The organism is Microcoleus sp. (assembly GCF_049646505.1).
Taxonomy (GTDB): domain Bacteria; phylum Cyanobacteriota; class Cyanobacteriia; order Cyanobacteriales; family Microcoleaceae; genus Microcoleus.
Genome location: NZ_JBARVX010000361.1, coordinates 1 through 22,604 on the forward strand (window position 1 = coordinate 1; position 22,604 = coordinate 22,604).

A 22,604-nucleotide genomic window follows, 5' to 3' on the forward strand; every position below is an offset into this window, starting at 1 on the left:
GGAACTAATTTAATTGCTTCAATTAAATTCATTGCTGATGCACTCCATAATTATAATCTACCCATCCAGGGCAGACTTGATTGCCTCTTCTATCATACATTCCCCCCTGACAATTAATCCACCCTGCCTAACCCCCCGCCGGAGGGGGGGACAAGATTCTTCTCAAAGTCAACCCCTACTCCCCTTCTTAAGGGGGATTTAGGGGGATCGAAATATATGCAACTTCACATTAAATTGGTATGAGGTTTGAATTGTCACCCTGCTTAAATCAAAAGTGCCCTGAATTATTTGCCCGCAACTGATGAGCGCGATTGGCGCCGACCAAAACTCAAACGATCGTTAGAAGATGAAAAATCCAGGCAATACTGAACCGCAACTGCAAATTGACCCCTCTGTGTCAGAGGATTCTCACAAAGCGTTCTCTCCGGGCGCGCCGGAACCTGCTGCAGGTGTAGGGATGGTTCTGCAATTGGCAGACGGCAGCATTCAGGGGTGCAATCCGATCGCCGAAAAACTGCTGGGGATGACAGCAGCACAGATACAGGGCTGCTCTTGGCTCAGCAGTCTGGGGCGTACTGTGCGCGAAGATGGATCGGATTTTCCCGCCGAGAGGCATCCGGCGAAGGTGGCGCTGCAAACCGGGCGATCGTCCTCAAATATCATTATGGGCTTCGATCGACCTCCGGGAGAATTGATTTGGTTGAATCTCAATTCTCAACCTTTATTTCAGGGAGATCGATCGACCCCCTACGCCGCAGTTACAACCTTCACCGAAATTGCTCGACCTCAACCGGAAGCAGTATCTGACACCCTTGCACCGCAACTCTCAGACACCCTCGAAAGCATTTCCGACGGCTTCTTTGCTTTGGATCGAGACTGGCGATTTACCTACCTCAATTCTCAAGCGGCGCAGTGGCTGAACCGACTCCCGCAAGAGCTGATTGGTAACAGCCTTTGGGAAGAATTTCCAGGCTCTGCGAATAGTTTGTTCGAGCAGGAATACCTGCGCTGCGCCAGGGAGCAAGTGACGGTGAGTTTTGAATCTTTTTACGAGCCGCTCAATGCTTGGTATGCAGTACGAGCTTATCCGATCGCTTCGGGAATTGCCGTTTATTTTCAAGATGTCACCGAGCCCAAAGCGGCTCGGGTTGCTTTTATTCAACAAGCCCAAACAGCGCGGCAACAACTTGCAGAAATTGAAGCGATTTATGCTAGCGCGCCGATCGGACTTTGCTTTGTCGATACCGAATTGCGGTTTGTCCGGATCAACGATCGCCTAGCAGAAATTAACGGAATTCCAACCGCCGCCCACATCGGTAAAACATTGCGCGAAATCTTGCCAGAAATGGCAGATGATTTAGAGCCGCTTTACAGACAAGTTATTGAAACTAAAATTCCCCTCGCACAGCTCGAAGTAAGCGGGAAAAATTCCGCACAGCCGGGAGTCGATCGGGCTTGGCTGTTGAGTCTCTATCCGCTAACCCAGGACGATCGCGTTTTGGGCGTGAATGTGACGGTACACGAAATTACCCATCGCCAAGCTAGCAAAAAAGAAATTCAGCGGCTCAACCAGGAACTGGAGGCACAAGTTAACGAACTGCGATCGATTCTTGATGCCGTACCCATTGGCATTACCATCGCCCGCGACCCAGAATGCAAAGTAATTCGCGCCAACAGATTTGCTCAGTTGATGCTCGCAGTACCGCCCGATACCAACGTTTCTGCAACCGGAGAACAAGCCCAAATCCTGCCCTTCAGACAACTGAGCAACGGACTAGAAATCCCGCCAGAAGAACTCCCCATGCAGCGGGCTGCAGCAACAGGTGCCGAAGTGCGGGATGTGGAAATTCAAACAGTGCGATCGGACGGGGCGGCATTAGATTGGTTGGTGAATGCGGTGCCGTTATTTGATGGGGAGGGCGCAGTTCGCGGCTGTGTGGGAGCGTTTGTCGATATTAGCGAGCGCAAACGAGCTGTTGCTGATTTGCGCCGCTCCGAAGAACGCTACCGCACCTTGTTTGAATCCCTAGACGAAGGCTTTTGCGTCATCGAAATGCTGTTTGACGAAAACCAAAAGCCGATCGACTACCGCTTTTTGGAAGTCAATCCGGCCTTCCTGAAACAAACCGGACTCGTAGAAGCTGCGGGGAAAACCGCGCGCGAGCTGCTCCCAGAACTCGAAAATCATTGGTTTGAGATTTACGGCAAAGTTGCGCTCACAGGGGAACCGCTGCGCTTTGAACACGGCTCCGAAGCCTTGAACCGCTGGTTTGAGGTTTCGGCGTTCCGCACTCCCGAGCAGCACAGCCGCAAAGTCGGCATACTTTTCAAAGACATCAGCGATCGCAAACAGGCGGAAAATCTCTTGCAGCAACAGTCCAGCAAGTTGCGGCTGTTTGTCAAACATTCGCCTGCGGGGGTGGCGATGTTTGACCGCCAGATGTGCTATATGCTGGTGAGCGATCGCTGGCTGGCAAATTACGGGCTCGGTACTCAAAACATTATCGGCCGATCGCACTACGACATCTTTCCGGATTTGCCCGATCGTTGGAAACAAATCCACCAGCGCTGTCTGGCGGGAGCAGTCGAAATGTCCCCTGAAGAGCCGTTTAAGAGCGCTGATGGCTCGATCGACTGGGTGCGGTGGGAAATTCACCCGTGGCGCACCAACAGCGGTGAAATTGGCGGAATCATCATTTTTTCCGAAGTAATCACCGATCGCAAAAACGCTGAACTCGCGCTCGCCGAGGCCAATCAGCAAGTTAGCAATATTTTAGAAAGTATTACCGATGCCTTTATTGCGATCGATTCGCAATGGCGCTTTACCTACGTTAATGCCACTGCTGAAAAATTGCTGGCTCGATCGAGAAACGACTTGTTAGGTCGATCGATCTGGGAGATATTCCCCGCCGAGAAAGAATCCAATTCGAGAGTATATGAAGAATTTCATCGAGTCGTTAACGAGCAAGTTTCTGTCAAATTTGAAGAGTTTTCGCCTTCACTTCAAATGTATGTAGAAGTCAGCGCCTATCCAGCCGCAAACGGACTGACCGCTTATTGGAGCGATATTACCGATCGCAAACGCACAGAAGCAGAACTGCGACAAAAAAATGCGATTTTGAACGCGATTAACGAGTCAGCGCCCACACCAATTTTTGTCAAAGATCGAGAAGGACGGATTATTTATGCCAATCCAGCTACCCTAGAGGCGCTGGGAAAAACTGCTAATGAAGTAATTGGCCGGCGCGATCGCGATTTATACCCAATAGCAGAACTCGGAGCCGCAGTCTCCGAAAACGATCGGCGCATCATGGAATCCGGCAAAACCGAAGTTGTCGAAGAATCTCCCGATGGCATTCACACATTTCTAGGAACAAAAGCTCCCTACCGCAACGAAGCCGGAGAAGTCATCGGCTTGATCGGCATCTCCAACGACATCACAAATCGCAAGCTAGCAGAAGTCGAGCTCCAAGAACAAACAAAATTATTGCAAGTAATTATTGACAGCATTGGTGACGGTTTAATTCTTGCCAACCAACAAGGAGAATTTGTACTGTTCAACCGAGCCGCCGTAGGGATGTTCGGCCCGCTAACGAATGAAAAATCCTGGGAAGAATGGTCGAGCACCTACGGAGTATTTTTGCCCGACCAAAAAACCCTGTTTCCCAGCGCCGAACTACCCCTAGCCAGAGCAATCAAGGGCGAATACGTCAACGATGTAGAAGTATTTGTCTGCCGCCAAAATGCCGAAAGTCGCTGGATCAGTATCAGCGGTTATCCGGTTGTTGATGCTAGCAGCAAAATCAAAGGCGGAGTGATTGTCTGTCGGGATATCACAGAGCGCAAACAAGTACAATCAGCGCTGCTTGAGAGCGAAACGCGATTCCGCAATATGGCGAACAACTCCCCCTTTATGGTGTGGGTAACAGACTCGACAGGCTACTGCACATTCCTCAGCGACAACTGGTATGAATTCACCGGTCAAACTCAGGAAACAGGTTTGGGATTTGGTTGGATAAACGCAGTGCATCCAGAAGACCGAGAACAAGCCAAAAACGCATTTTTGACCGCCAACGAACGCCAAGAAGCTTACCGCGTAGAAATTCGTCTGGGACGCTCGGACGGCGGATATTCTTGGGTGCTGGATGCGGCTGCTCCCAGGTTTACTGACAGCGGACAATTTGAGGGTTTTATCGGCTCTGCGATCGACATTACGGAGCGCAAACAAGTGGAAACCGAGCGCGATGTAATTCTCCAATTAGAACAAACTGCCCGCGCCGAAGCCGAGCGAGCTAACCGGATTAAAGACGAGTTTTTGGCGGTGCTTTCTCACGAGCTGCGATCGCCCTTGAATCCGATTTTAGGCTGGTCGCAACTGCTGATTGGCGGCAAGCTGAGCGCGGCTAAAACCGCCAAAGCCTACGAGACGATCGAGCGCAACGCCAGACTGCAATCGCAATTAATCGAAGACTTGCTCGACGTGTCTCGGATTCTGCGAGGAAAACTCACATTGAATGTCGCTCCGGTAAATGTCGCAACCATTATTTCATCTGCTTTGGAAACCGTGCAGTTGGCCGCTGAAGCCAAAAAAATTACAATTAAAACAATCTTAAATCCCTATGTCGGGCAAGCAGTCGGAGATCCGAGTCGTTTGCAGCAAGTGGTGTGGAATTTGTTATCGAATGCGGTAAAATTTACGCCCGAAGGCGGTGGAGTTGAAGTTAGATTAACGCAAATTGACAGTCAAGTTCAAATTCAAGTTGCAGACACGGGTAAAGGTATTATTCCCGATTTCTTGCCTTATGTTTTCGAGCATTTCCGACAAGAGGACGGCGCGACTACTCGCAAATTTGGCGGCTTGGGATTGGGATTGGCGATCGTCCGCCAACTGATCGAACTTCACGGCGGCACGGTATTTGCAGAAAGCGCTGGAGAAAATCTAGGAGCAACGTTTACGGCGAGTTTGCCGCTATTAAATGATGGTTCTAGAGCGCCGGAGGAGGCAGCCGTCAATGCGCCTGCGAACCCGGATATTTCATCTTTTGGGCTGGCCGGATTGAGAATTTTGGTGGTAGATGATGAGCCTGACTCGCGAGATTTTGTCGCCTTCGTGCTCAGCTCTGCGGGTGCACAGGTGATGGCGGTGTCTTCTGCTGCTGAGGCGCTGGAGTCGATCGCCCAAACAGCACCGGATTTGCTCGTCAGCGACATCGGAATGCCGGACATGGACGGGTATATGCTGATCCGCCGCATCCGCACTCAGCTTGCGCCAGAGTATCGGGATCTGGTGGCGATCGCCCTAACGGCCTATGCTGGAGAAGCGAACGAGCGCCAAATTTTGCAAGCCGGATTTGACGAACATTTATCTAAGCCGATCGATCCGAGTGAGTTAGTTGCTGCGGTAGCGCGATCGATCTTGCGATCGTAAAACACACACAATACCTTCGCAGTGAGGACTTCAGTCCTCTCCAATTCCTTCGCCACCTTCGCTTGAGACGGATGAACCCACCAAAAATCGATATCTCATCCCTCTTCCTTCTTCCCTTTTCCTGATGACGTTGGACCCAAAGCTCGGGGGGACAGCAAAACATGACGTTGGACTAATGACTAATGACTTCTTCCTTGCGATCGTCCCTTAAACTTCGCTATTATAAAAAGTTGCAGTTAAAACCCCACAATCAACGATCATGGCCAAGCGCGTCCAATTAGTTTTAAACAAAGATGTCAGCAAACTCGGCAAAGCTGGCGACGTAGTAGAAGTAGCCCCTGGCTACGCCCGCAACTACCTAGTACCTCAAGGCATGGGATTTAAAGCCACTCCGGGCATTCTCAAGCAAGCAGAGCGCCGCCGTGAAGAAGAAAGACTGCGCCAGTTAGAACTCAAGCAGCAAGCTGAAGTCCGCAAAACCGCCCTGGAAGCAGCCGGGCCTTTCATCGTCTCCAAGCAAGTCGGCGAAGGAGACGCGATTTTTGGTACTGTCACCAACCAAGAAGTAGCAGAACTGATTTTCAACTCTACCAGTCAAGAAGTCGATCGGCGCGGCATCACCCTACCCGAAATTCGCGAAACTGGTACATACAAAGCTGAAATCAAACTTCACGCGGAAGTTACCGCCGAAGTTAATATTCAAGTTGTTCCGATGTAATTAAGAGTCATCAGTCATCAGTCATTAGTCATTAGTCATTAGTCATTAGTCATTAGTCATCAGTCATCAGTCATCAGTCATCAGTCATTAGTCATTAGCTAAGAAGTGAGTAACGCTAACTAAGAAGTGAGTAACGCTAACTTGCAGATTTAAAACTGAGGAGTAATCACTGGTAACTAATAACTATAGGATTTACGCAAAAAATGGTTTAATGCGCTACTTGTAGGAATTACAGATAAAGTTGGTGCGTCCAGGACTGAACTAATGACTAATGACTAATGACTAATGACTAATGACCAATGACTGAGGACTATTGACTAATGACTGAGGACTATTGACTGATGAGCGATTTGATGCCGACAAATATAGAGGCAGAAGAAGCAATTTTAGGCGGGATTTTAATTGACCCCGAAGCTATTTCTCGAATTGCCGAACTTCTGCGACCGGAGTTTTTTGCCATCACCGCTCATCAAGTCATTTATCGATCGGCATTAGGGCTATTTTTGCAAGGTCAACCGACAGATTTAATGACCGTAACAACTTGGCTGACTGACCGCAACCAGTTAGAACAAGTCGGAGGATTAACTAAATTAGCACAATTAGTCGATCGCACAGTTTCAGCAGTCAACATCGACCAATATGCAGCTTTAGTTGAAGACAAATATCAGCGCCGCCAATTAATCGAAGCAGGCAACAACATAGTACAATTAGGTTACGAGACAGCAGCACCGCTAGAAACTGTCTTAGACCGCGCCGAACAAGAAATTTTTAGCATCACTCAAGACCGCCCGCAACAGGATTTAGTATCGATTGGCGAAACCCTAAACCAAACATTTCAAGATTTAGAAAATCGCAATGAAGGCCTAACAATTCCCGGTATTCCCTGCGGCTTTTACGATTTAGATGCCATGACAGGAGGCTTTCAGCGATCGGATTTAATCATTGTTGCTGGCCGCCCGTCAATGGGGAAGTGCTGTATAGATGAGTCCGTTATGCTACAAAGCGATGGAAGCCTTGTTACCATTGAAGAAATCTATCAAAAACGTCAAGCTGAATTACTAACATTAGGAGAAGATTGGAAGTTTCATCTAACTAAACCATCTGCTTTTATAGATGATGGAATTAAGCCTGTATTTCGCGTCACAACAAGACTGGGACGCTTTATAGAAACTACAATTACCCACCCATTTTTAACGATTAAGGGATGGCGACAGTTGGCCCAGATACAAGCAGGCGATCAAATTGCTATACCCCGCAGGATGAATGTTTTTGGTAAAGAAACTATCCGCGACTGTGAAGTTAAATTATTGGCTTATCTAATTGGTGACGGTTGTTTGACAGGTAGCGCGCCGAAGTTCACCAATGGAAATACTGCTATACTGCAAGATTTTGCTGAAGCTGCTACTAGCTTCGGAGGTCTGAGGCTGCGATTCAACGATAAAGGGAGACGCGCACCAGAATATCACGTCATGGGCGATCGAGAAAGCTGCACAGATAGTATAAAAAACTTTGGTTGTAATTTACGAATAATCCTTCTAAAACGAGATTTGGATGCTCAAAAATTAGCTCTAGAATTGGAAGTTCCACCGCGATTAGTCCGGTCTTGGGTGGAAGGAATGGCACTTCCCAATCAAAAATTATTTAGTGGCATTTGTAGAGTTTTAAGAGTAGATCCAGAACACCTAGCCGATGAGGGAATGGATATTGTTAATACAAGTCATAAAAATCCCCTGAGACATTGGTTAGAAAAGTTAGGTATGATGGGAAAAAATGCTCACCAAAAAACAGTACCGGATATAGTGTTTAGATTGCGGCGATCGCAAGTTGCTCTTTTCCTCAACCGCCTTTTTTCAACTGACGGCTGGGCTACCCTACTTACCAGCGGTCAATCTCAACTAGGCTACTGTTCTGTCAGCGAAGAACTAGCCAGACAAGTACAGCATCTACTTCTGAGATTTGGCATCATTGCCGCCCTCAAAAAGCGTTTGGTAAAATACAAAGATACTCGCAACCCAGCTTGGTTTATTGATATTACTGACGCAAAATCTATCAATATCTTTATATCAGAAATTGGAATTTTTGGCAAAGAGGCAGCATTATTAAAAGTAAAAGAAGCATTAGAAAATAAAGAATACCAAACCAACCGTGATTTGATTCCAGTCGAGGCGTGGGAATATCTAGCCTTAGCAAAAGGTAACGAATCTTGGGCATCTTTAGCAAAACGCGCAGGCATCAAAGGTTATTCCAATATTCACGTTGGTAAACGTGCTCTGTCCAGAGAAAGATTTTTGGTTTTAGCAACTGCTTTAGATAATTTGTCGCTGAAGCAACTGGCAAATAGCGAGGTTTACTGGGATGAAATAGTTTCGATCGAACCGATGGGAAACAAGCAAGTCTACGACTTAACTATCCCGGAGACACACAATTTTGTTGCTAATGATATCTGCGTTCACAATACTGCTTTCTGTACCAACATCGCCAACCACATCGCCGCCGGACAGCAGAAATTGCCGGTGGCGGTTTTCAGCTTGGAAATGTCGAAAGAACAGCTAGTGCAGCGCATTCTGTCCAGTGAAGCCAAAATAGAAAGTAACAGGTTGCGATCGGGCAGAATCAGTCAAAATGAGTGGGAACCTATCAGTACAGCCATTGGCAACTTATCAGAACTGCCGCTGTTTATTGACGATACTCCCAATATTACCGTGATGGAGATGCGATCGAAAGCCCGCCGCCTCCAAGCCGAACAGGGCGGATCTCTCGGATTAATCTTGCTAGATTACCTGCAATTAATGGAAGGTAGCAGCGACAACCGCGTGCAAGAATTATCTCGAATTACTAGAAGCCTCAAAGGTTTAGCCCGCGAACTCAACGTGCCGATTATTGCTTTGTCTCAGTTGAGCCGCAGTGTGGAAGCGAGGACAAACAAGCGGCCGATGATGTCGGATTTACGGGAATGTGTTACTGGTGATACGCCCGTGCTGTTAGCGGATGGTCGCCGAGTTCCAATTCGCGACTTAGTGGGACAAGAGCCAATGGTATTGGCGATGAATCATCTAGAAAAGATTGCGGTGGCGAAAAGTGACAAGGTTTGGCGAGTAGGAGTCAAGCCTGTATTTATCCTTAAGTTAGCCAGTGGCAGAACCCTCAAGGCTACGGCTCAACATCGAATCTACACTCTTCAAGGTTGGCAAGAGTTAAAGTCCCTTCAGGTGGGAAGTCGGGTGGCGATCGCCAGATTTATTCCTGAGCCTCAGAAGCCAATTAACTGGAAGGAACATGAAATTTCTTTGCTAGCTCACTTGATGGGAGATGGTAGCTATCTGATTGGTTCCGCAGGCTACAAAGTAGCAGATGCTGGGCGCTTGAAGATGAGACTTGCTGGAAAGGTGGCTAATCCTAACCGAGATACTTTGCCTAAAGAAGTATTTCAGACTATTCGTGAGCGTATGCGGGAATGTAATGTCACAACACGCCAGATTTCTAAACTGAGAGAAACAGCTTACGGTGGTTCTTCCCACTTCAGTTTTGCTCCTTCACCAGAAACGGTTTTAGATTATGGCAAACTTCTCGATAGTGACGCCTTGGTTAAAAAAGCATCTTCTGACTTGTTCTGGGATGAAGTGATTAATATCTCAGCAGCGGGAGAAGAAGAAGTCTTTGACTTGACTGTTCCTGGTGTCGAATCTTGGTTAGCTGATGGCATTGTCAGTCATAACTCTGGATCGATCGAGCAGGACGCCGATTTAGTCATTATGCTCTACCGAGATGAATATTATAACCCCGATTCGCCCGATCGCGGAATTGCCGAAGTCATCATCACCAAACACCGAAACGGCCCCACAGGAATCGTCAAACTATTATTTGACGCCCAATTTACCTCTTTTCGCAATCTGGCATCTCCGAAGCGCTCTTAAGAAGTCATTAGTCATTAGTCATTAGTCATTAGTTATTAGTTATTAGTTATTAGTTATTAGTTATTAGTTATTAGTTATTAGTTATTAGTTATTAGTTATTAGTGCTGTCCCCGCTGAGCTTTCCGTCCAATGTCATCAGGAAGAAGGAAGAAGGAACACACAGCAAGCTTTTTCGCGCGCGATCCGTACTTTACGTTTAATTAGGTCGATTTACTTAAATCAACCAGAACATACGCAGAAACCCGGTTTCTCAATCAAAAAACCGGGTTTCTAAACACTGTCAAAGTTTTGAGCTTAGTTAAGTTGAGCTACTCAGCCAGCAATTTTCAATAATTCCACATCAAAAATCAGCGTAGCATTAGGAGGAATCACCCCGCCCGCACCGCGAGCACCATAACCGAGTTCGGGGGGAATAATCAACTTGCGGCGTTCTCCAACTTTCATCGTACCGACACCTTCATCCCAACCCTTAATTACTTGGCCTACACCAATTTTGAACTGAAATGGAGAATTGCGATCGCGCGAACTATCAAACTTTGTGCCATCCTCCAAAGTTCCAGTGTAGTGCACCACAACAGTCTGCCCGGTTTTTGGAGTCGCCCCATCACCTTCTTTCAATTCAACATATTTCAAACCTGAATCTGTGGTGACAGTTTTCTCAGTATTATCAGTCATGTTATTGCCAGCGATAGTAGCTGGTTCCTTGGGTAAATTAGCATCAGCTACTAGCAAGCTATCTTCATTCACAGACTGCTTTGAGAGCACTTCAAGCGCAGCCTCGGTTAAAGGATTATTCGCTTCGGAGGCATCTGCTGCAGGTACATAACCGCTCATTTGAGCGACTATCAAAAACACAAAACAAAGCAGCATAACCCCTAAGCTGACCAGAATTCCTTGCAAAATTAATCCTCCTGATAGTTTTAAGCGCGATATCTCAGATACGATCTCAGACATCTCTTACAACAAGAACTACAAAATTTTATCTGAACTTTTCTGCCTAAAAAAGGCAGTTGCCAGGTAATTTTTAATGCAAAAGAAAGTATGAAGTTAGAGCGTTTGTAATTCTACCTTCTGCTTTCTAGATAAGTGCCTTATTGAGCACAAGTGCCTTCGGGTGACAATTTTATCACAAGATAGCGCTCCAATACGATCGCACTTAGCGCCAGTTACGGTTTTCTAAATCCCGCATCTGACGTTCGAGGCGATCGAGCCTTCCCCGCAACTCATCCATTTCCGATTGTCGGGGAACACCCATATCTTGCAGCATATTCCGCAGTTGGCGCTGCAACTGCGTATCCCAACTTCCCTGTTCGGACTTCAGGTGCTCAGTCATGTCATCGACAAAGGTTTTGGCTTGCTCGGGATTAATTTTGCCATCTTTGACCCATTGCTCGCTGACTTCCTGCAATTTCTCCGCCACCAAGGAGGTAGTACCAATGCCCAGCATTACCAGTTGTTTGAGTAAGTTGCTATTGTTATCCATAGATTTTTCCTACTGTTTGCCCCAAAATACCCGATCGGCTCAGGTCGCCTGCTGTCGCTGCGAAACCATCTGTACAATTTAAGTTACATCAGCGCTGACCTACCTTTCTATTTTGGAGCATTCAGCCGCCTGATGGCGTTCGGAAAACCCGCTAATCATACCAATGTCAGTTGTTGGTTGGCTGTTGGCTGCTGACTGTTGACTGTTGACTGTTGACTGTTGACTGTTGACTGTTGACTGCTGGCTGCTGACTGCTGACTGTTGAGTGTTGCAATTACCAATTACCAATTAACCATTATCAATTACCACTGCCGACTGCCAACTGCCGACTGCCAAATGCTTTCGGGCCAACTGCCGACTGCCAATTGCCAATTACCCTATCACCTTGCCACCAATGCCTGATTGCCCCCGCTGTCACAAACCTGTAGACGCGCGAGCCATCGCCTGTCCGCAGTGCAAAACCCCTCTGAAAGCTTTCGGTCATCCGGGTATCCCCCTTTATCGATCGCCATCTGCAGAATTTCTGTGTACAACCTGTATTTACCACGAAGACGACACCTGCAACTACCCGCAGCGTCCCTTCGCCCAAGAATGCACGCTTTATCACAATCAAGCTGAACCCCTCGTGCCGCAGACGAGCCGTTACATCAGCGGCGGCCTGCCGCAATCCATCAAAAATTGGTGTCAGCGTAACTTTATTTGGTTGGCTTTAATTGGTCTAATTATTATTAGCATTGCCATGTCTGTTTGAGAGAATTGTAGGGAGCGTCTCAAGGAATGCAAAAAGTATTATTTTAACGTCTAGCGAGCGGGGACGCTCCCTAGACGATAAGGTTTCGCCCATCTTGCATTAGATTTTTAGGCGGGCGGGACACCCCACAAGACGTTAAATAAAAGTTACTGTACAAATTAGATGCACGCCAGTACAGCCGCATTGTGTCCCATCCGTCAAGATGTTAGTTGACAAGATAAATTAAAAACTTTGGCATGACTTACGTATTCGGCATCGACGGCGGCGGCACTAAAACTACCTGCATCTTAACGGACGAAAACAGTATTGTTTTGGGCCGCGGGGAAGCGGGGCCGTCAAATTATCAAACCCAGGGAATTGAGAAAACAAAGGAATCAATTCAATTGGCGATCGAACGAGCAGTTTTGTCCGCAAAAATCGATCCAAATATCAACCTGAAGATAGAAGCAATTTGTCTGGGACTAGCAGGCGCGGGGCGTGCCAAAGATATTGAAATAGTGCAATTTGTCGTGCAGAATTTGCAGCTTGCCAATAGTTTACCAGTAACCCGATCGATCTTGCCGAGAAATATTGTAATTTGCAGCGATTGCGCGATCGCACTTGTTGGCGGCACGGGCCAAGAGGTCGGTATTGCTGTGATTGCAGGAACTGGTTCAATTGTGTTCGGGCAAAACCGCCAAGGGGAAACGAAACGAGTCGGCGGTTGGGGATATATTTTAGGCGATGAAGGCAGCGGATATGACATCGCCGTTGGAGGTTTGCAAGCTGCTTTGAAGTTCTATGACGGACGAGGAGACTTTACCGCGCTGGCGGAAAAATTTCAAGGTCATTTAGGCTTAAATAATCTCGAAGAATTGGTAGAAGTTGTTTACCGGCGCGGTTGGGGAGTGCCAGAAATTGCAGCTTTAGCGCCGATTGTCGATCGAGCCGCAGCAGAGGGCGATCGCGTCGCTGAGGGCATTATCGATCGTGCTGTGGCAAAATTAACATTTTCTACAAAAACAGCCATTTCAGCGCTATTTAGCCCAACTGAAGAATTTGAAATTGTGACGATAGGAGGTGTGTGGGGCGGCGAGGCAAATTACCGGGGTAGGTTTGAAACTGCCATCAGCGCGATCGCCCCAAATGCCAAAGTAATTTCGCCCCGATACGAACCAGCTTTTGGTGCAGCACTGTTAGCCTTAAACGCTCTCAATAATTAAGGAAGACTGGGCGCATTCAACGTCAAAGCCAATATTCAGACTGCAGGCGAACAGACATCGCTTCTAGAGGCGCGGTTTCAACCGCCGTATTTCTCTTGGCGAGATTCTTCGGCAGTTTCAACCGCCCCCGAATCTGTTTATCTTCCTTATCTCCGGCGATCGCCCCAGTTTTGTCGATTTCTCAATTTGGGAAAATGTAAAAATTTTTGATTATCTACCTTAACTTCCCAACCAGTCGAATTCCAGCCTGCCATAATGAAAACATCAAATGAATGCGAAACTAGAAACAAATTTAGCATTAGTGCGTTTCTAAGTAAAACAAAACCGCAACAAGGAGACAAATGATATGATTACTTCTCAAAAATGGCGTTGGGCCACAGCAGCAATTTTAGCAGCGGGAATTACAGTAGGAACCGGCGCGCCTCTGGTAGTAGCTACTGCCGCATCAGCTCAACAACGAATTTCACAATTTGATAGCATCCGAATTCCGTCAGGTAGTGTAATTCCCGTTAGCTACGAAAAAGAAAAAATAGTTGTCACCCGCGATGAAACTTCACCTTTAACATTAACAGTAGCGCGAGATATCCGCACGGCTCAAGGCAGAGTATTAATCCCCGCAGGCAGCCAGATTGTCGGGGAATTGCGACCAGTCAGAAGGGGCAATCAAAGGGGTAGTCAATTTGTTGCGAGCGAGTTAATTGTCAGCCGCCGCCAACGCTATCGGATTGATGGCTATTCGGGAATTATTACCAGAACCGAAAAATCTCAAAAAGGTGCCGGCACGGGTTCAGTAGCGCAAGGTGCAGCATTGGGTGCAGCAGCAGCAGCAGCGCTAGCAGGCATTACCGGCGACAAGGCGATCGCCACCGAAGAAGTATTGGGCGGTGCTGGAATCGGTGCATTAGCCGGAGTATTGTTGGGGCGGCGCAGCGTTGATGTCATCGTGATTCGCCCGGAACAAGATTTGGCAGTGAGATTGCGATCGGACATCGTGCTGCGGTAATATGGGAATCTTCCGATGAATTATTTGCAGCAAAACATTGTCGATCGATAACTTGTGGTCTCCCGATAATTGGCTGGGCATACTGTTAAGGTTGTGCCTGGCCTTGTTAGTTGGCGGAATGATTGGATGGGAGCGCGAACTCAGAAACAAACCAGCGGGATTGAGAACTCATATGCTAGTCAGCATGGGTGCTGCACTGTTTGTGTTAATACCGCTGGCAATAAGTAAAAACGAAAACTCACTAGATGCGATCGATCGCGTAATTCAAGGCATTGCTGCCGGGATAGGGTTTTTGGGAGGCGGAGAAATCCTGCGGGAATCTCAGCAGGAAGCAGGCAAACCAGAAGTGCACGGGCTCACCTCTGCCGCCGCTATTTGGGTGTCAGCAGCCCTAGGAACAGCAGCAGGGTGTGGGTTGTGGCAACTGGCATTAATTGGTGCTTTCATGTCCCTGTTTGTTCTGAGAGTAATTAAAGAGTTAGAGCGTCGGAGTCGGAAATAGTTTTGATTATGATAATATTTTGGTCAAAACTGGTTATAACGTTGGTAAGCTTTACTGCATTTAAATTGCATATTTTGGGTAATGCTCAAAGCCCACCCCACAAGAGTCTAATGATTTTAGATGCCAAATTTAAATGCTGGTTAGCTTAGTCAGGACTTTATTCCTCAAAATTTTATATAAAATCAATTTTCAATATCAACGAATTAGCGAAAAACAAATTAATTTAATATCTCAATCTGTTCGATAACTTTTAACTGATATTATTTAACGAATGATTGTTTTTATTCTGAATTTTTGGAGAATTTATCGATTCCAAAGACTCTTGCTTCACGCGGCCGGCCATAGCAGCTAACTGCAAGCTCATAAAAGCATTCAAATCTTCCAAATCGAACTTTGCCGAGGACAAAATATGCTGAATTTCATTTTCTGATTCCCAACTCAGATATCCAGTGGCAATAGCTTTTTTTACAGCTTCACGAATTAGCATAATTTAAATTTTATTTACTAAGTTTTAATTGATTAAAACGCAACTAATTATTAACAGGAATTTTGCGAGCCTGTCTCGCCAAATATTTCCAATTCTTTGAGCTCGCGAGACTCTTGTTTCACCAAGCCGGACATAGCTGCTAGTTGCAAAGTCATAAAAGCATTTAAGTCTTCCAAGTCATACTTGGTGGTAGTTAATATCCGCCGCAGTTGATTTTCAGCTTCGAGAGTTAAATAGCCTAGGGTTAGAGCTTGTTGGGCGAGGTCGCGAATCAGTACCATAATATTTTTGGGTTTTACTGCTTCAATAGCCTCAGTATCAACGGTTTTAACTGACTCCGCAGTGACGGCTATTGCTCTATTTGTGTGACATTTTTAGGGGTAGCCCGTGACAGCCGAACTCGCAGAGTGTGACTGAGTGTTTGCACGGGTGTGACGGGGATCACGCGGGAGAGGGAGAGAGTGGGGGAGGGGGAGCAATGACTGATGACTGATGACTGATGACTACTGCCTTCTTCCTTCAGAACACGCTCAACGTCTATAATCAGCAAGTTAAATATTTACGGCAAGACCTATGGAAGCAGCACATAAAGATTTGTTACAACAAATAGCCCGACTATCGGAAACTTATGGTAATTTAGCCGATCGACTTTCCCAAGCAGCCAGACAACTGCAAGACTCCGGGCTTCCTCCCTCAGACAGCTTACTGCAAGAAATTGCTGGCTACAGCCGCAACTTTGCAGAAGTCCAAAAACAAGCTCTCCAACTCAACAAATCCGCCCTCGCCCCCGGAGAAATTACTTCGCTCAAAGAGATTCAAAACTTAGTCGAGACAGCAACAGCTTCTGAAGGTAAAGCAGAAATTCGCGATGCAGCATTGAAAGCGCTCGATCGAGTATTGGCGATCGCCCACCGCGAACAAAGCGACTTCGCCCCCTTACAATCAGTGCATGGCAAAGCCCGCGAACTGCAGCGCGCCATTTCCGAATCCGCCCCGGCTCAACTGCATTCCGACGCAGAATCCCTAGTAAGCGGCAAACACCCAGTTGCAGCAGTGCTCGCCCTCGTGGAACAGCAAGACAAATTAGACGACGAAGAGTGGGTAATCCTCGAAGAAACAGTCAGCGCCGCTTTTGGCAAACAAATAGCCGTCGCCATTTCCAGAGGCAAATTAACCGTTCCCCAGATGGGAAAAGCAGCACCGGCTAAAATCGAACCCGCATTTAAAGCAGCGCCCGAACCAAAAATGGGCGCCCAACCTTTGCCCGAAGTGATTATCATCCCGTCGGGAAATGTCGCGCCGAAACAAGTTGCACCAAAAATCGAGATTTTGGAATCCCCCGCAGCAGCAGCACCCATGCACGAAGTGATTATCGTTCCTAGCGTGGAAGTACCTAAATCCCTCCCAAAAACAGGCTCTGGGAATATTGTTTTTGGGGCACCTCGCGAGATTCAACAAGCTCCTGTAGAGGGCGGTTTGGGATTGAAAGTTTTGGCGCACATTCAAGGAGTTGGCGATCAAACTTTCGGCGCTGAAGAATACGCCGGAACTAAGGGGCGGGGGCTGCGCGTCGAAGGATTTCAAATTAATATCGAGCCGCCAATTTCCGGCTTAACAGTCGAGTACATGGCTCACGTCGAAGGTGTTGGCGATACTCCTTGGATCGGCGAAGGAGAATTGGCTGGTTTTCGGGGTCAAGCAAAACGAATTGAAGGATTTGCGGTGCGTTTGAGCGGGGCGCAAGCTGATAAGTATGACGTATTTTATAGCGCTCACATTCAGAATATCGGCGACACCGATGTGTCTTCCAACGGCGATTACTGCGGCACTCGCGGCAAAGCTTTGAGAATAGAGGGTATCAAAGTGTGGATCGCGCCTTCTGCGAGTTCTCAAGTTGCGGCGGCTGTGGGTTTAAAAGTGTTGGCGCACATTCAAGGAATTGGCGATCGAACTTTTAGCGATAAAGAATACGCCGGTACGAAAGCTCAAGGCCGCCGCGTCGAAGGATTTCAAATTAAAATAGAGCCTCCGGTTCCAGGTTTAAATTTGGAGTACATGGCTCACGTTGAAGGAGTTGGCGATACTCCTTGGATCGGCGAAGGGGAACTGGCCGGTTTCCGGGGGAAAGCCAAGCGCATTGAAGGATTTGCCGCGCGGCTGACTGGGCCGCAAGCCGATAAATACAATGTATCTTACACCGCTCACATTCAAAATCTGGGCGATACTCCTGTTACTTCTAACGGTCAATATTGCGGCACTCGCAGCAAAGGTTTGAGGGTTGAGGGGATGACGGTTTGGGTTGAGCCGAAAGCGTAAAAACGATCGATGAATGGAAAATTCTAACTTGCATTTTCCATTCATTCAATACCTGAACAAGTAGGGTGCGTCAGCTCGCATTATGTTAGCCACAAACTAACGATTTTTTAGCTGACGCACCAGCCAATAAACGGTGCGTCAGAATGAGACTTTCGGTATTTTCCATTGATTTTGTAGGGTGCGTCAGTTACCATTGTTTTCGCAAAAAACCCACAATCTCAGAACTGACGCACCGGGGAATAAACGGTGCGTCAGAATGATACTTTCCGTACTTATTGAGAATTTCAAGTCTGACGCACCCTACCGCAACAATTAACAATACTGTAGACTAGCCGATCGCCCTGTTAATGGTGTACGAAGTGCGATAAGTTTTCGAGGGTATGGGCGATCGCGCTAGGGGCGTCGTGACTGGCCTCGATAGCGTGTCCTACTGCTTGACTTCCTCCCTCCACTGCATCGCCACCGAATTGACCGACATACGTCTCTTTGACCATTTCAGCTTGAACTTTTCTGTGGGCGGTAGAGGGATTGGATTCCCAATTGCTGATGGTTTGCACGATCTCGATACCGGCCCAAATCAACATTCCGAGGACGATCACACCAATTAAATATCCCATAGCTTTTTTACAGGTTCAGGTTTACTGTACCTAATCTAGCGCGTCAATTGCCTGCAAACAGGATGAAAATCTTTGCTGTTGAGTGCGGATTACCGCCAGCAAACTCGATATCGAGATTTTTGATTTATACCACCAGCAATAAGTAATAATATCATGTCCTGTCACTTCTCGGCTACTTAATAAATAGAATTCCCATCAATTGCAAATAATCTAACTAGATTTACGCAAGTAAACATTTTTACTGTCGCTGATTTCACCGTAATTCCACGGTTACTGAACGGGGAATGCCCTCGATAGAAGGTATCCGTAAAATGTATCTATGCTACTTTACAGAGCGGTAGAGTTTAAGTTAACATCGGCTCAGGCGAGAAATATTTATTACAGCCAAAAACAAAATGTTCAGATGTACGGTAGCGATGGTTCAATCGTGCTTTGGCATGAATTAGTTACTTGAAAAAGTCTTAAAAATCTCGCTACAGTTGCTCAAAATTATTTTCATCAATACTTGCAGATAAATATGTCATTGCCAGCAGCCGATCGCCCGCAATCCGTAACACCTGATAGTGAATCTGCCGATCGACTTTCACCGATACAGCAGGGGATGCTGTTCGACAGTCTTTCTGGCCAAAAGTCAGGGATAGACATCGAACAGGTAGTCTGTACCCTCCGCGAAAACTTGCACGTTGCAGCTTTCTCGCAAGCTTGGCGGCAAACAGTGCAGCGATATCCAATTTTGAGAACGAGTTTTAGTTGGTTCGATCGAGAAATACCGGTGCAAACAGTACACTCACAAGTTGAACTGCCAATTATTGACGGAGACTGGCGCAATTTGTCCCAGGGCGATCGGGAAAACCAACTCTCCGCTTATTTGCAAGCCGATCGCCTGCAAGGATTTGACCTCACTCAACCGCCGCTGATGCGTTTGGCTTTGTTCCGAGTTGCGGAAACCGAGTACAAACTAATCTGGACTTATCACCATATTTTGCTTGACAGTACCTCGGCAATAACTGTTTTGCAAGCAGTTTTTACCTTGTACGAAGCCCTGACTGGCGATCGACAATTAGAATTAACACCGCCCAGTGGCGATCGAGATCCCAGCCATCGAATGCAGCAAGATATCTCGAAAACAGAAGCATTTTGGAGGCAATACTTAAGCGGTTTGGGCGATCGTACTTTTTTGGTTGGGGATTTTTTAAGAACGGGCAAGATGCCCGTTCCACAAGAAAAATTATCAGTTGTGGAACAGGCATCTTGCCTGTTGCTAACGGGCAAGATGCCCGTTCCACAAGAAAAATTATCAGTTGTGGAACAGGCATCTTGCCTGTTGCTAACTCCACCAGAAATCCAGCTTTCTAACACTCTTAGTGCAGCATTAAACTCCCTAATTAAAGAACATCAACTAACCCTGAATACCCTGCTGCAAGGAGTCTGGGCTTTACTTCTGAGCCGCTGTTCCGGTTCGGAAGATGTAGTATTTGGATCTATTTGCAACAGCCGATCGCCAAATCTAGAAAAAACAGAACCAGCAGTAGGATTGTTCATCAATACTTTGCCGCTGAGAGTAATTGTCACGCCAGAAATGCCAGCCATCGATTGGCTGAAACAACTGCAAAATCAATGGAATGCGCTGCAAGAATACAGTAACGTACCGCTGGCCAAAACTCAAGAATGGAGCGACATATCCCGCAGCAGCGCTTTATTTGAAAGCTTGCTAGTAGTTGAAAAGTGCCAGTTCAATTCTGCCCTGCAATCTCTAGGCGGTGACTGGAAAAACCGAGAATTTCAGCTTTTAGAACAGACGAGTTTTCCCCTAACCGTTTACGGCTACGGGGGAGACGAATTGCTGCTGAAAATTGCGGGCGATCGCCAGCGGTTCGATGAAAACGCCCTTACCCGAATGTTGGGACACCTGCAAACTTTGCTCGAAAGTATAGCCGCAAATCCCCAGCAGAAAATCAGCAAATTGTCAATGCTGACAGCAGCCGAAATTTCGCAGTTGCAGCAGTGGAATCAAACTGAGGCAAATTATCCCGACAACAAATGCGTTCACCAATTATTTGAAGCCCAAGTCGATCGATCGCCCGATGCCATTGCCGCCGTTTTTCCCCACAATTCCCGACAGCAGCTTACCTACCGCGAACTCAATTCGCGATCGAATCAACTCGCCCATTACTTGCAGCAATTAGGAGTCGGGCCCGATGTTTTAGTTGCGATTTGCATGGAACGTTCCTTAGAAATTGCGATCGCCGTTTTAGGCATTCTCAAAACAGGCGCAGCTTACGTGCCGATCGATCCAGCTTATCCCAAAGAAAGGCTGACTTTCATGTTAGCCGACACCAAAACTCCCGTTATACTCACACAATCTCACCTAGTGTCCGGCTTGCCAGAACATCAAGCCCGCACCGTTTGTTTGGACGCAAACTGGCAAGAAATCGCCAATTGCAGCACCGAAAACCCCGCCAGCACCGTATCTCCCGACAACTTAACCTATACAATATATACGTCCGGTTCCACCGGCAAACCCAAAGGAGTTCTCCTCCCCCACCGCGCCCTAGTCAACCTAATAGCGTGGCAACTGCAAAACTCTACCTTGGAAGACGCAGCCAAAACCCTGCAATTTGCCTCCCTCAGCTTCGATGTCTCATTTCAAGAAATGTTTTGTACTTGGTGTGCGGGCGGCACCCTCGTTTTCATCACCGAAGAAATGCGGCGAGATGCGCGGAGTTTGTTGCAGCTAATCGACACAGAAAAGATTCAAAGATTGTTTCTCCCTTTCATCGCCCTGCAACACTTAGCCGAAGCAGCCGATACCTACAAGCTAGTACCAAAATCGCTGCGCGAAGTAGTCACCGCCGGCGAACAGTTGCAAGTCAACCGTTACATTACCAGCTTCTTTCAGCAGCTAGAAAATTGCACCCTGCACAATCAATACGGCCCCTCGGAGAGCCACGTTGTCACAGCTTATACCCTCAGCGGCCCGCCGGAAAATTGGCCTGCACTGCCTGCGATCGGTCGCCCTATTGCCAACACGGAAATCTATTTGTTACACCAGAATGGTGAGCCCGTACCCATCGGCGTGCCTGGAGAATTGCACATTGGAGGAATCTGTTTGGCGCGCGGCTATCTCAACCGCCCCGACTTGACTGCTGAAAGATTTATTCCCAATCCCTCAAACAATTTTAGATTGCCGATTTTAGATTTGAGATTGGAGGAAGATGCACAGAAATCAGAGATTGCTGAAAGCCAAGAAGTATCTAATTATGCCCAACATCTCCTTTATAAAACAGGAGATTTAGCTCGCTACCTGCCCGACGGTAATATCGAATACATCGGACGGATTGACGGCCAAGTCAAAATTCGCGGCTTCCGCATCGAGTTGGGAGAAATCGAAACTGCACTCGCAAAACATCCGGCAATTAAACAAGCTGTGGTGCTAGCGCGGGAAGACACACCGGGGGACAAACGATTGGTGGCTTATTTAGCAGTCAATCCACAAGAGCAACTAACAATTGCTGACCTCCGCGTCCAATTGCAAGGACAACTCCCCGATTACATGGTGCCTGCGGTGTTTGTGACTGTGGAGGCGATGCCGAAGACACCCAGCGGGAAAATTGACCGCCGCGCCCTGCCGCCGCCTGACTCGCAGCGACAAGAACAGTCTCCGGGTTACGCGGCCCCGCAGAGCGAGTTGGAGAAAGTGCTAGCGGGCATTTGGTCTAAGTTGCTGAAGCTCGATCGCGTGGGGATTCATGACAATTTCTTCGAGATTGGAGGCAATTCTCTGATGACTCTGCAAATTGCCGTGCAAGTGCGGGGTCTATTAGAAAAAGACTTGCCAGTTGTGAAATTGTTCCAGCATCCGACGATCGCCCAATTGGCCAATTATTTAAACCAAGGAGAGAACACGAATCAGTCTAGTAATAAATTTCAAGATAGGGCCGATCGACAAAAAGCTGCTTTTAATCGATCGAAGCAGTTTACAAAAAGACGGTAGTTAGTAGTCATTAGTCATTAGTCATTAGTCATTAGTCATTAGTCATTAGTCATTAGTCATTAGTCATTAGTCATTAGTCATTAGTCATTAGTCATTGGTTGGTGGTTATTAATTGTTTGTTTTAGTTATTTGAAAGAGGAGGATATAAAGAAGAAAACTCATGTAACTAGCTGTTGAATCTTAGGTGTT

Annotated in this window: 16 protein-coding genes; 10 read left to right on the plus strand and 6 right to left on the minus strand. The window is 47.2% G+C overall.

What is annotated here, in order from left to right:
- Window positions 1-346: 346 nt before the first annotated feature.
- The 3 genes from WBA89_RS18440 to dnaB all read left to right on the plus strand — a co-directional run bounded on the left by WBA89_RS18440 (window position 347) and on the right by dnaB (window position 10,060).
- Window positions 347-5,428 carry a PAS domain-containing protein gene (locus WBA89_RS18440; RefSeq protein WP_424408663.1) on the plus strand — a complete coding sequence of 1,694 codons (5,082 nt, stop codon included), beginning with the start codon at window positions 347-349 and terminating at the stop codon, window positions 5,426-5,428.
- Between the two features lie 259 nt (window positions 5,429-5,687).
- On the plus strand, window positions 5,688-6,146 hold the full coding sequence (gene rplI, locus WBA89_RS18445; protein ID WP_424408664.1) for a 50S ribosomal protein L9: 459 nt from the start codon (window positions 5,688-5,690) through the stop codon (window positions 6,144-6,146).
- 341 nt (window positions 6,147-6,487) lie between these two features.
- Complete coding sequence (gene dnaB, locus WBA89_RS18450; protein WP_424408665.1) at window positions 6,488-10,060, plus strand: replicative DNA helicase; 3,573 nt, start codon at window positions 6,488-6,490, stop codon at window positions 10,058-10,060.
- Window positions 10,061-10,372: 312 nt separating this feature from the next.
- Here dnaB and WBA89_RS18455 read toward each other — a convergent pair whose 3' ends face one another.
- The 3 genes from WBA89_RS18455 to WBA89_RS18465 form a co-directional block, all read right to left on the minus strand.
- On the minus strand, window positions 10,373-10,960 hold the full coding sequence (locus WBA89_RS18455) for an FKBP-type peptidyl-prolyl cis-trans isomerase (RefSeq protein WP_424408678.1): 588 nt from the start codon (window positions 10,958-10,960) through the stop codon (window positions 10,373-10,375).
- A 256-nt stretch (window positions 10,961-11,216) separates the two neighbouring features.
- Window positions 11,217-11,543, minus strand: coding sequence for a phasin family protein (locus tag WBA89_RS18460; RefSeq protein ID WP_194064146.1), 327 nt, complete (start codon window positions 11,541-11,543; stop codon window positions 11,217-11,219).
- Window positions 11,544-11,642: 99 nt separating this feature from the next.
- Window positions 11,643-11,831: a hypothetical protein gene (locus WBA89_RS18465; RefSeq protein ID WP_424408666.1), complete on the minus strand. Its 189-nt coding sequence runs from the start codon at window positions 11,829-11,831 to the stop codon at window positions 11,643-11,645.
- A 106-nt stretch (window positions 11,832-11,937) separates the two neighbouring features.
- On the opposite strand from WBA89_RS18465, the gene WBA89_RS18470 reads away from it, so the two are divergent.
- From WBA89_RS18470 to WBA89_RS18485, 4 genes are all read left to right on the plus strand, one after another.
- Window positions 11,938-12,294 (plus strand): zinc ribbon domain-containing protein, encoded by a 357-nt coding sequence (locus WBA89_RS18470; RefSeq protein WP_424408667.1) that lies wholly within the window; start codon window positions 11,938-11,940, stop codon window positions 12,292-12,294.
- A gap of 236 nt (window positions 12,295-12,530) precedes the next feature.
- Window positions 12,531-13,496, plus strand: coding sequence for an N-acetylglucosamine kinase (locus WBA89_RS18475; RefSeq protein WP_424408668.1), 966 nt, complete (start codon window positions 12,531-12,533; stop codon window positions 13,494-13,496).
- Window positions 13,497-13,842: 346 nt separating this feature from the next.
- Complete coding sequence (locus WBA89_RS18480) at window positions 13,843-14,499, plus strand: hypothetical protein (RefSeq protein ID WP_424408669.1); 657 nt, start codon at window positions 13,843-13,845, stop codon at window positions 14,497-14,499.
- A gap of 91 nt (window positions 14,500-14,590) precedes the next feature.
- The gene (locus WBA89_RS18485; RefSeq protein WP_424408679.1) at window positions 14,591-15,001 is read left to right on the plus strand and encodes an MgtC/SapB family protein; all 411 of its coding nucleotides are present in this window, start codon (window positions 14,591-14,593) and stop codon (window positions 14,999-15,001) included.
- 250 nt (window positions 15,002-15,251) lie between these two features.
- Here the strand turns inward: WBA89_RS18485 and WBA89_RS18490 are convergent, their stop codons facing one another.
- Both WBA89_RS18490 and WBA89_RS18495 read right to left on the minus strand, forming a co-directional pair.
- On the minus strand, window positions 15,252-15,488 hold the full coding sequence (locus tag WBA89_RS18490) for a hypothetical protein (RefSeq protein ID WP_424408670.1): 237 nt from the start codon (window positions 15,486-15,488) through the stop codon (window positions 15,252-15,254).
- A gap of 50 nt (window positions 15,489-15,538) precedes the next feature.
- Window positions 15,539-15,769, minus strand: a complete 231-nt coding sequence (locus WBA89_RS18495; RefSeq protein WP_424408671.1) for a hypothetical protein — start codon at window positions 15,767-15,769, stop codon at window positions 15,539-15,541.
- 292 nt (window positions 15,770-16,061) lie between these two features.
- On the opposite strand from WBA89_RS18495, the gene WBA89_RS18500 reads away from it, so the two are divergent.
- On the plus strand, window positions 16,062-17,804 hold the full coding sequence (locus WBA89_RS18500) for a hypothetical protein (protein ID WP_424408672.1): 1,743 nt from the start codon (window positions 16,062-16,064) through the stop codon (window positions 17,802-17,804).
- A 344-nt stretch (window positions 17,805-18,148) separates the two neighbouring features.
- On the opposite strand, the gene WBA89_RS18505 is transcribed toward WBA89_RS18500, so the two are convergent.
- Window positions 18,149-18,421 (minus strand): hypothetical protein, encoded by a 273-nt coding sequence (locus WBA89_RS18505; protein WP_424408673.1) that lies wholly within the window; start codon window positions 18,419-18,421, stop codon window positions 18,149-18,151.
- A 319-nt stretch (window positions 18,422-18,740) separates the two neighbouring features.
- Here WBA89_RS18505 and WBA89_RS18510 point away from each other — a divergent pair, with 319 nt between their 5' ends.
- Both WBA89_RS18510 and WBA89_RS18515 read left to right on the plus strand, forming a co-directional pair.
- On the plus strand, window positions 18,741-18,875 hold the full coding sequence (locus tag WBA89_RS18510; RefSeq protein ID WP_424408674.1) for a hypothetical protein: 135 nt from the start codon (window positions 18,741-18,743) through the stop codon (window positions 18,873-18,875).
- Between the two features lie 63 nt (window positions 18,876-18,938).
- Window positions 18,939-22,415 (plus strand): non-ribosomal peptide synthetase, encoded by a 3,477-nt coding sequence (locus WBA89_RS18515; RefSeq protein ID WP_424408675.1) that lies wholly within the window; start codon window positions 18,939-18,941, stop codon window positions 22,413-22,415.
- The last annotated feature ends 189 nt before the right edge of the window (window positions 22,416-22,604 follow it).

Excerpts from the sequence above, each read along its gene's own strand:
- WBA89_RS18440 (WP_424408663.1), top strand. The coding sequence starts at position 347 with ATGAAAAATCCAGGCAATACTGAACCGCAACTGCAAATTGACCCCTCT.
- rplI (WP_424408664.1), top strand. The coding sequence starts at position 5,688 with ATGGCCAAGCGCGTCCAATTAGTTTTAAACAAAGATGTCAGCAAACTC.
- dnaB (WP_424408665.1), top strand. The coding sequence starts at position 6,488 with ATGAGCGATTTGATGCCGACAAATATAGAGGCAGAAGAAGCAATTTTA.
- WBA89_RS18460 (WP_194064146.1), bottom strand. The coding sequence starts at position 11,543 with ATGGATAACAATAGCAACTTACTCAAACAACTGGTAATGCTGGGCATT.
- WBA89_RS18470 (WP_424408667.1), top strand. The coding sequence starts at position 11,938 with ATGCCTGATTGCCCCCGCTGTCACAAACCTGTAGACGCGCGAGCCATC.
- WBA89_RS18475 (WP_424408668.1), top strand. The coding sequence starts at position 12,531 with ATGACTTACGTATTCGGCATCGACGGCGGCGGCACTAAAACTACCTGC.
- WBA89_RS18480 (WP_424408669.1), top strand. The coding sequence starts at position 13,843 with ATGATTACTTCTCAAAAATGGCGTTGGGCCACAGCAGCAATTTTAGCA.
- WBA89_RS18490 (WP_424408670.1), bottom strand. The coding sequence starts at position 15,488 with ATGCTAATTCGTGAAGCTGTAAAAAAAGCTATTGCCACTGGATATCTG.
- WBA89_RS18495 (WP_424408671.1), bottom strand. The coding sequence starts at position 15,769 with ATGGTACTGATTCGCGACCTCGCCCAACAAGCTCTAACCCTAGGCTAT.
- WBA89_RS18500 (WP_424408672.1), top strand. The coding sequence starts at position 16,062 with ATGGAAGCAGCACATAAAGATTTGTTACAACAAATAGCCCGACTATCG.
- WBA89_RS18505 (WP_424408673.1), bottom strand. The coding sequence starts at position 18,421 with ATGGGATATTTAATTGGTGTGATCGTCCTCGGAATGTTGATTTGGGCC.
- WBA89_RS18510 (WP_424408674.1), top strand. The coding sequence starts at position 18,741 with ATGCTACTTTACAGAGCGGTAGAGTTTAAGTTAACATCGGCTCAGGCG.
- WBA89_RS18515 (WP_424408675.1), top strand. The coding sequence starts at position 18,939 with ATGTCATTGCCAGCAGCCGATCGCCCGCAATCCGTAACACCTGATAGT.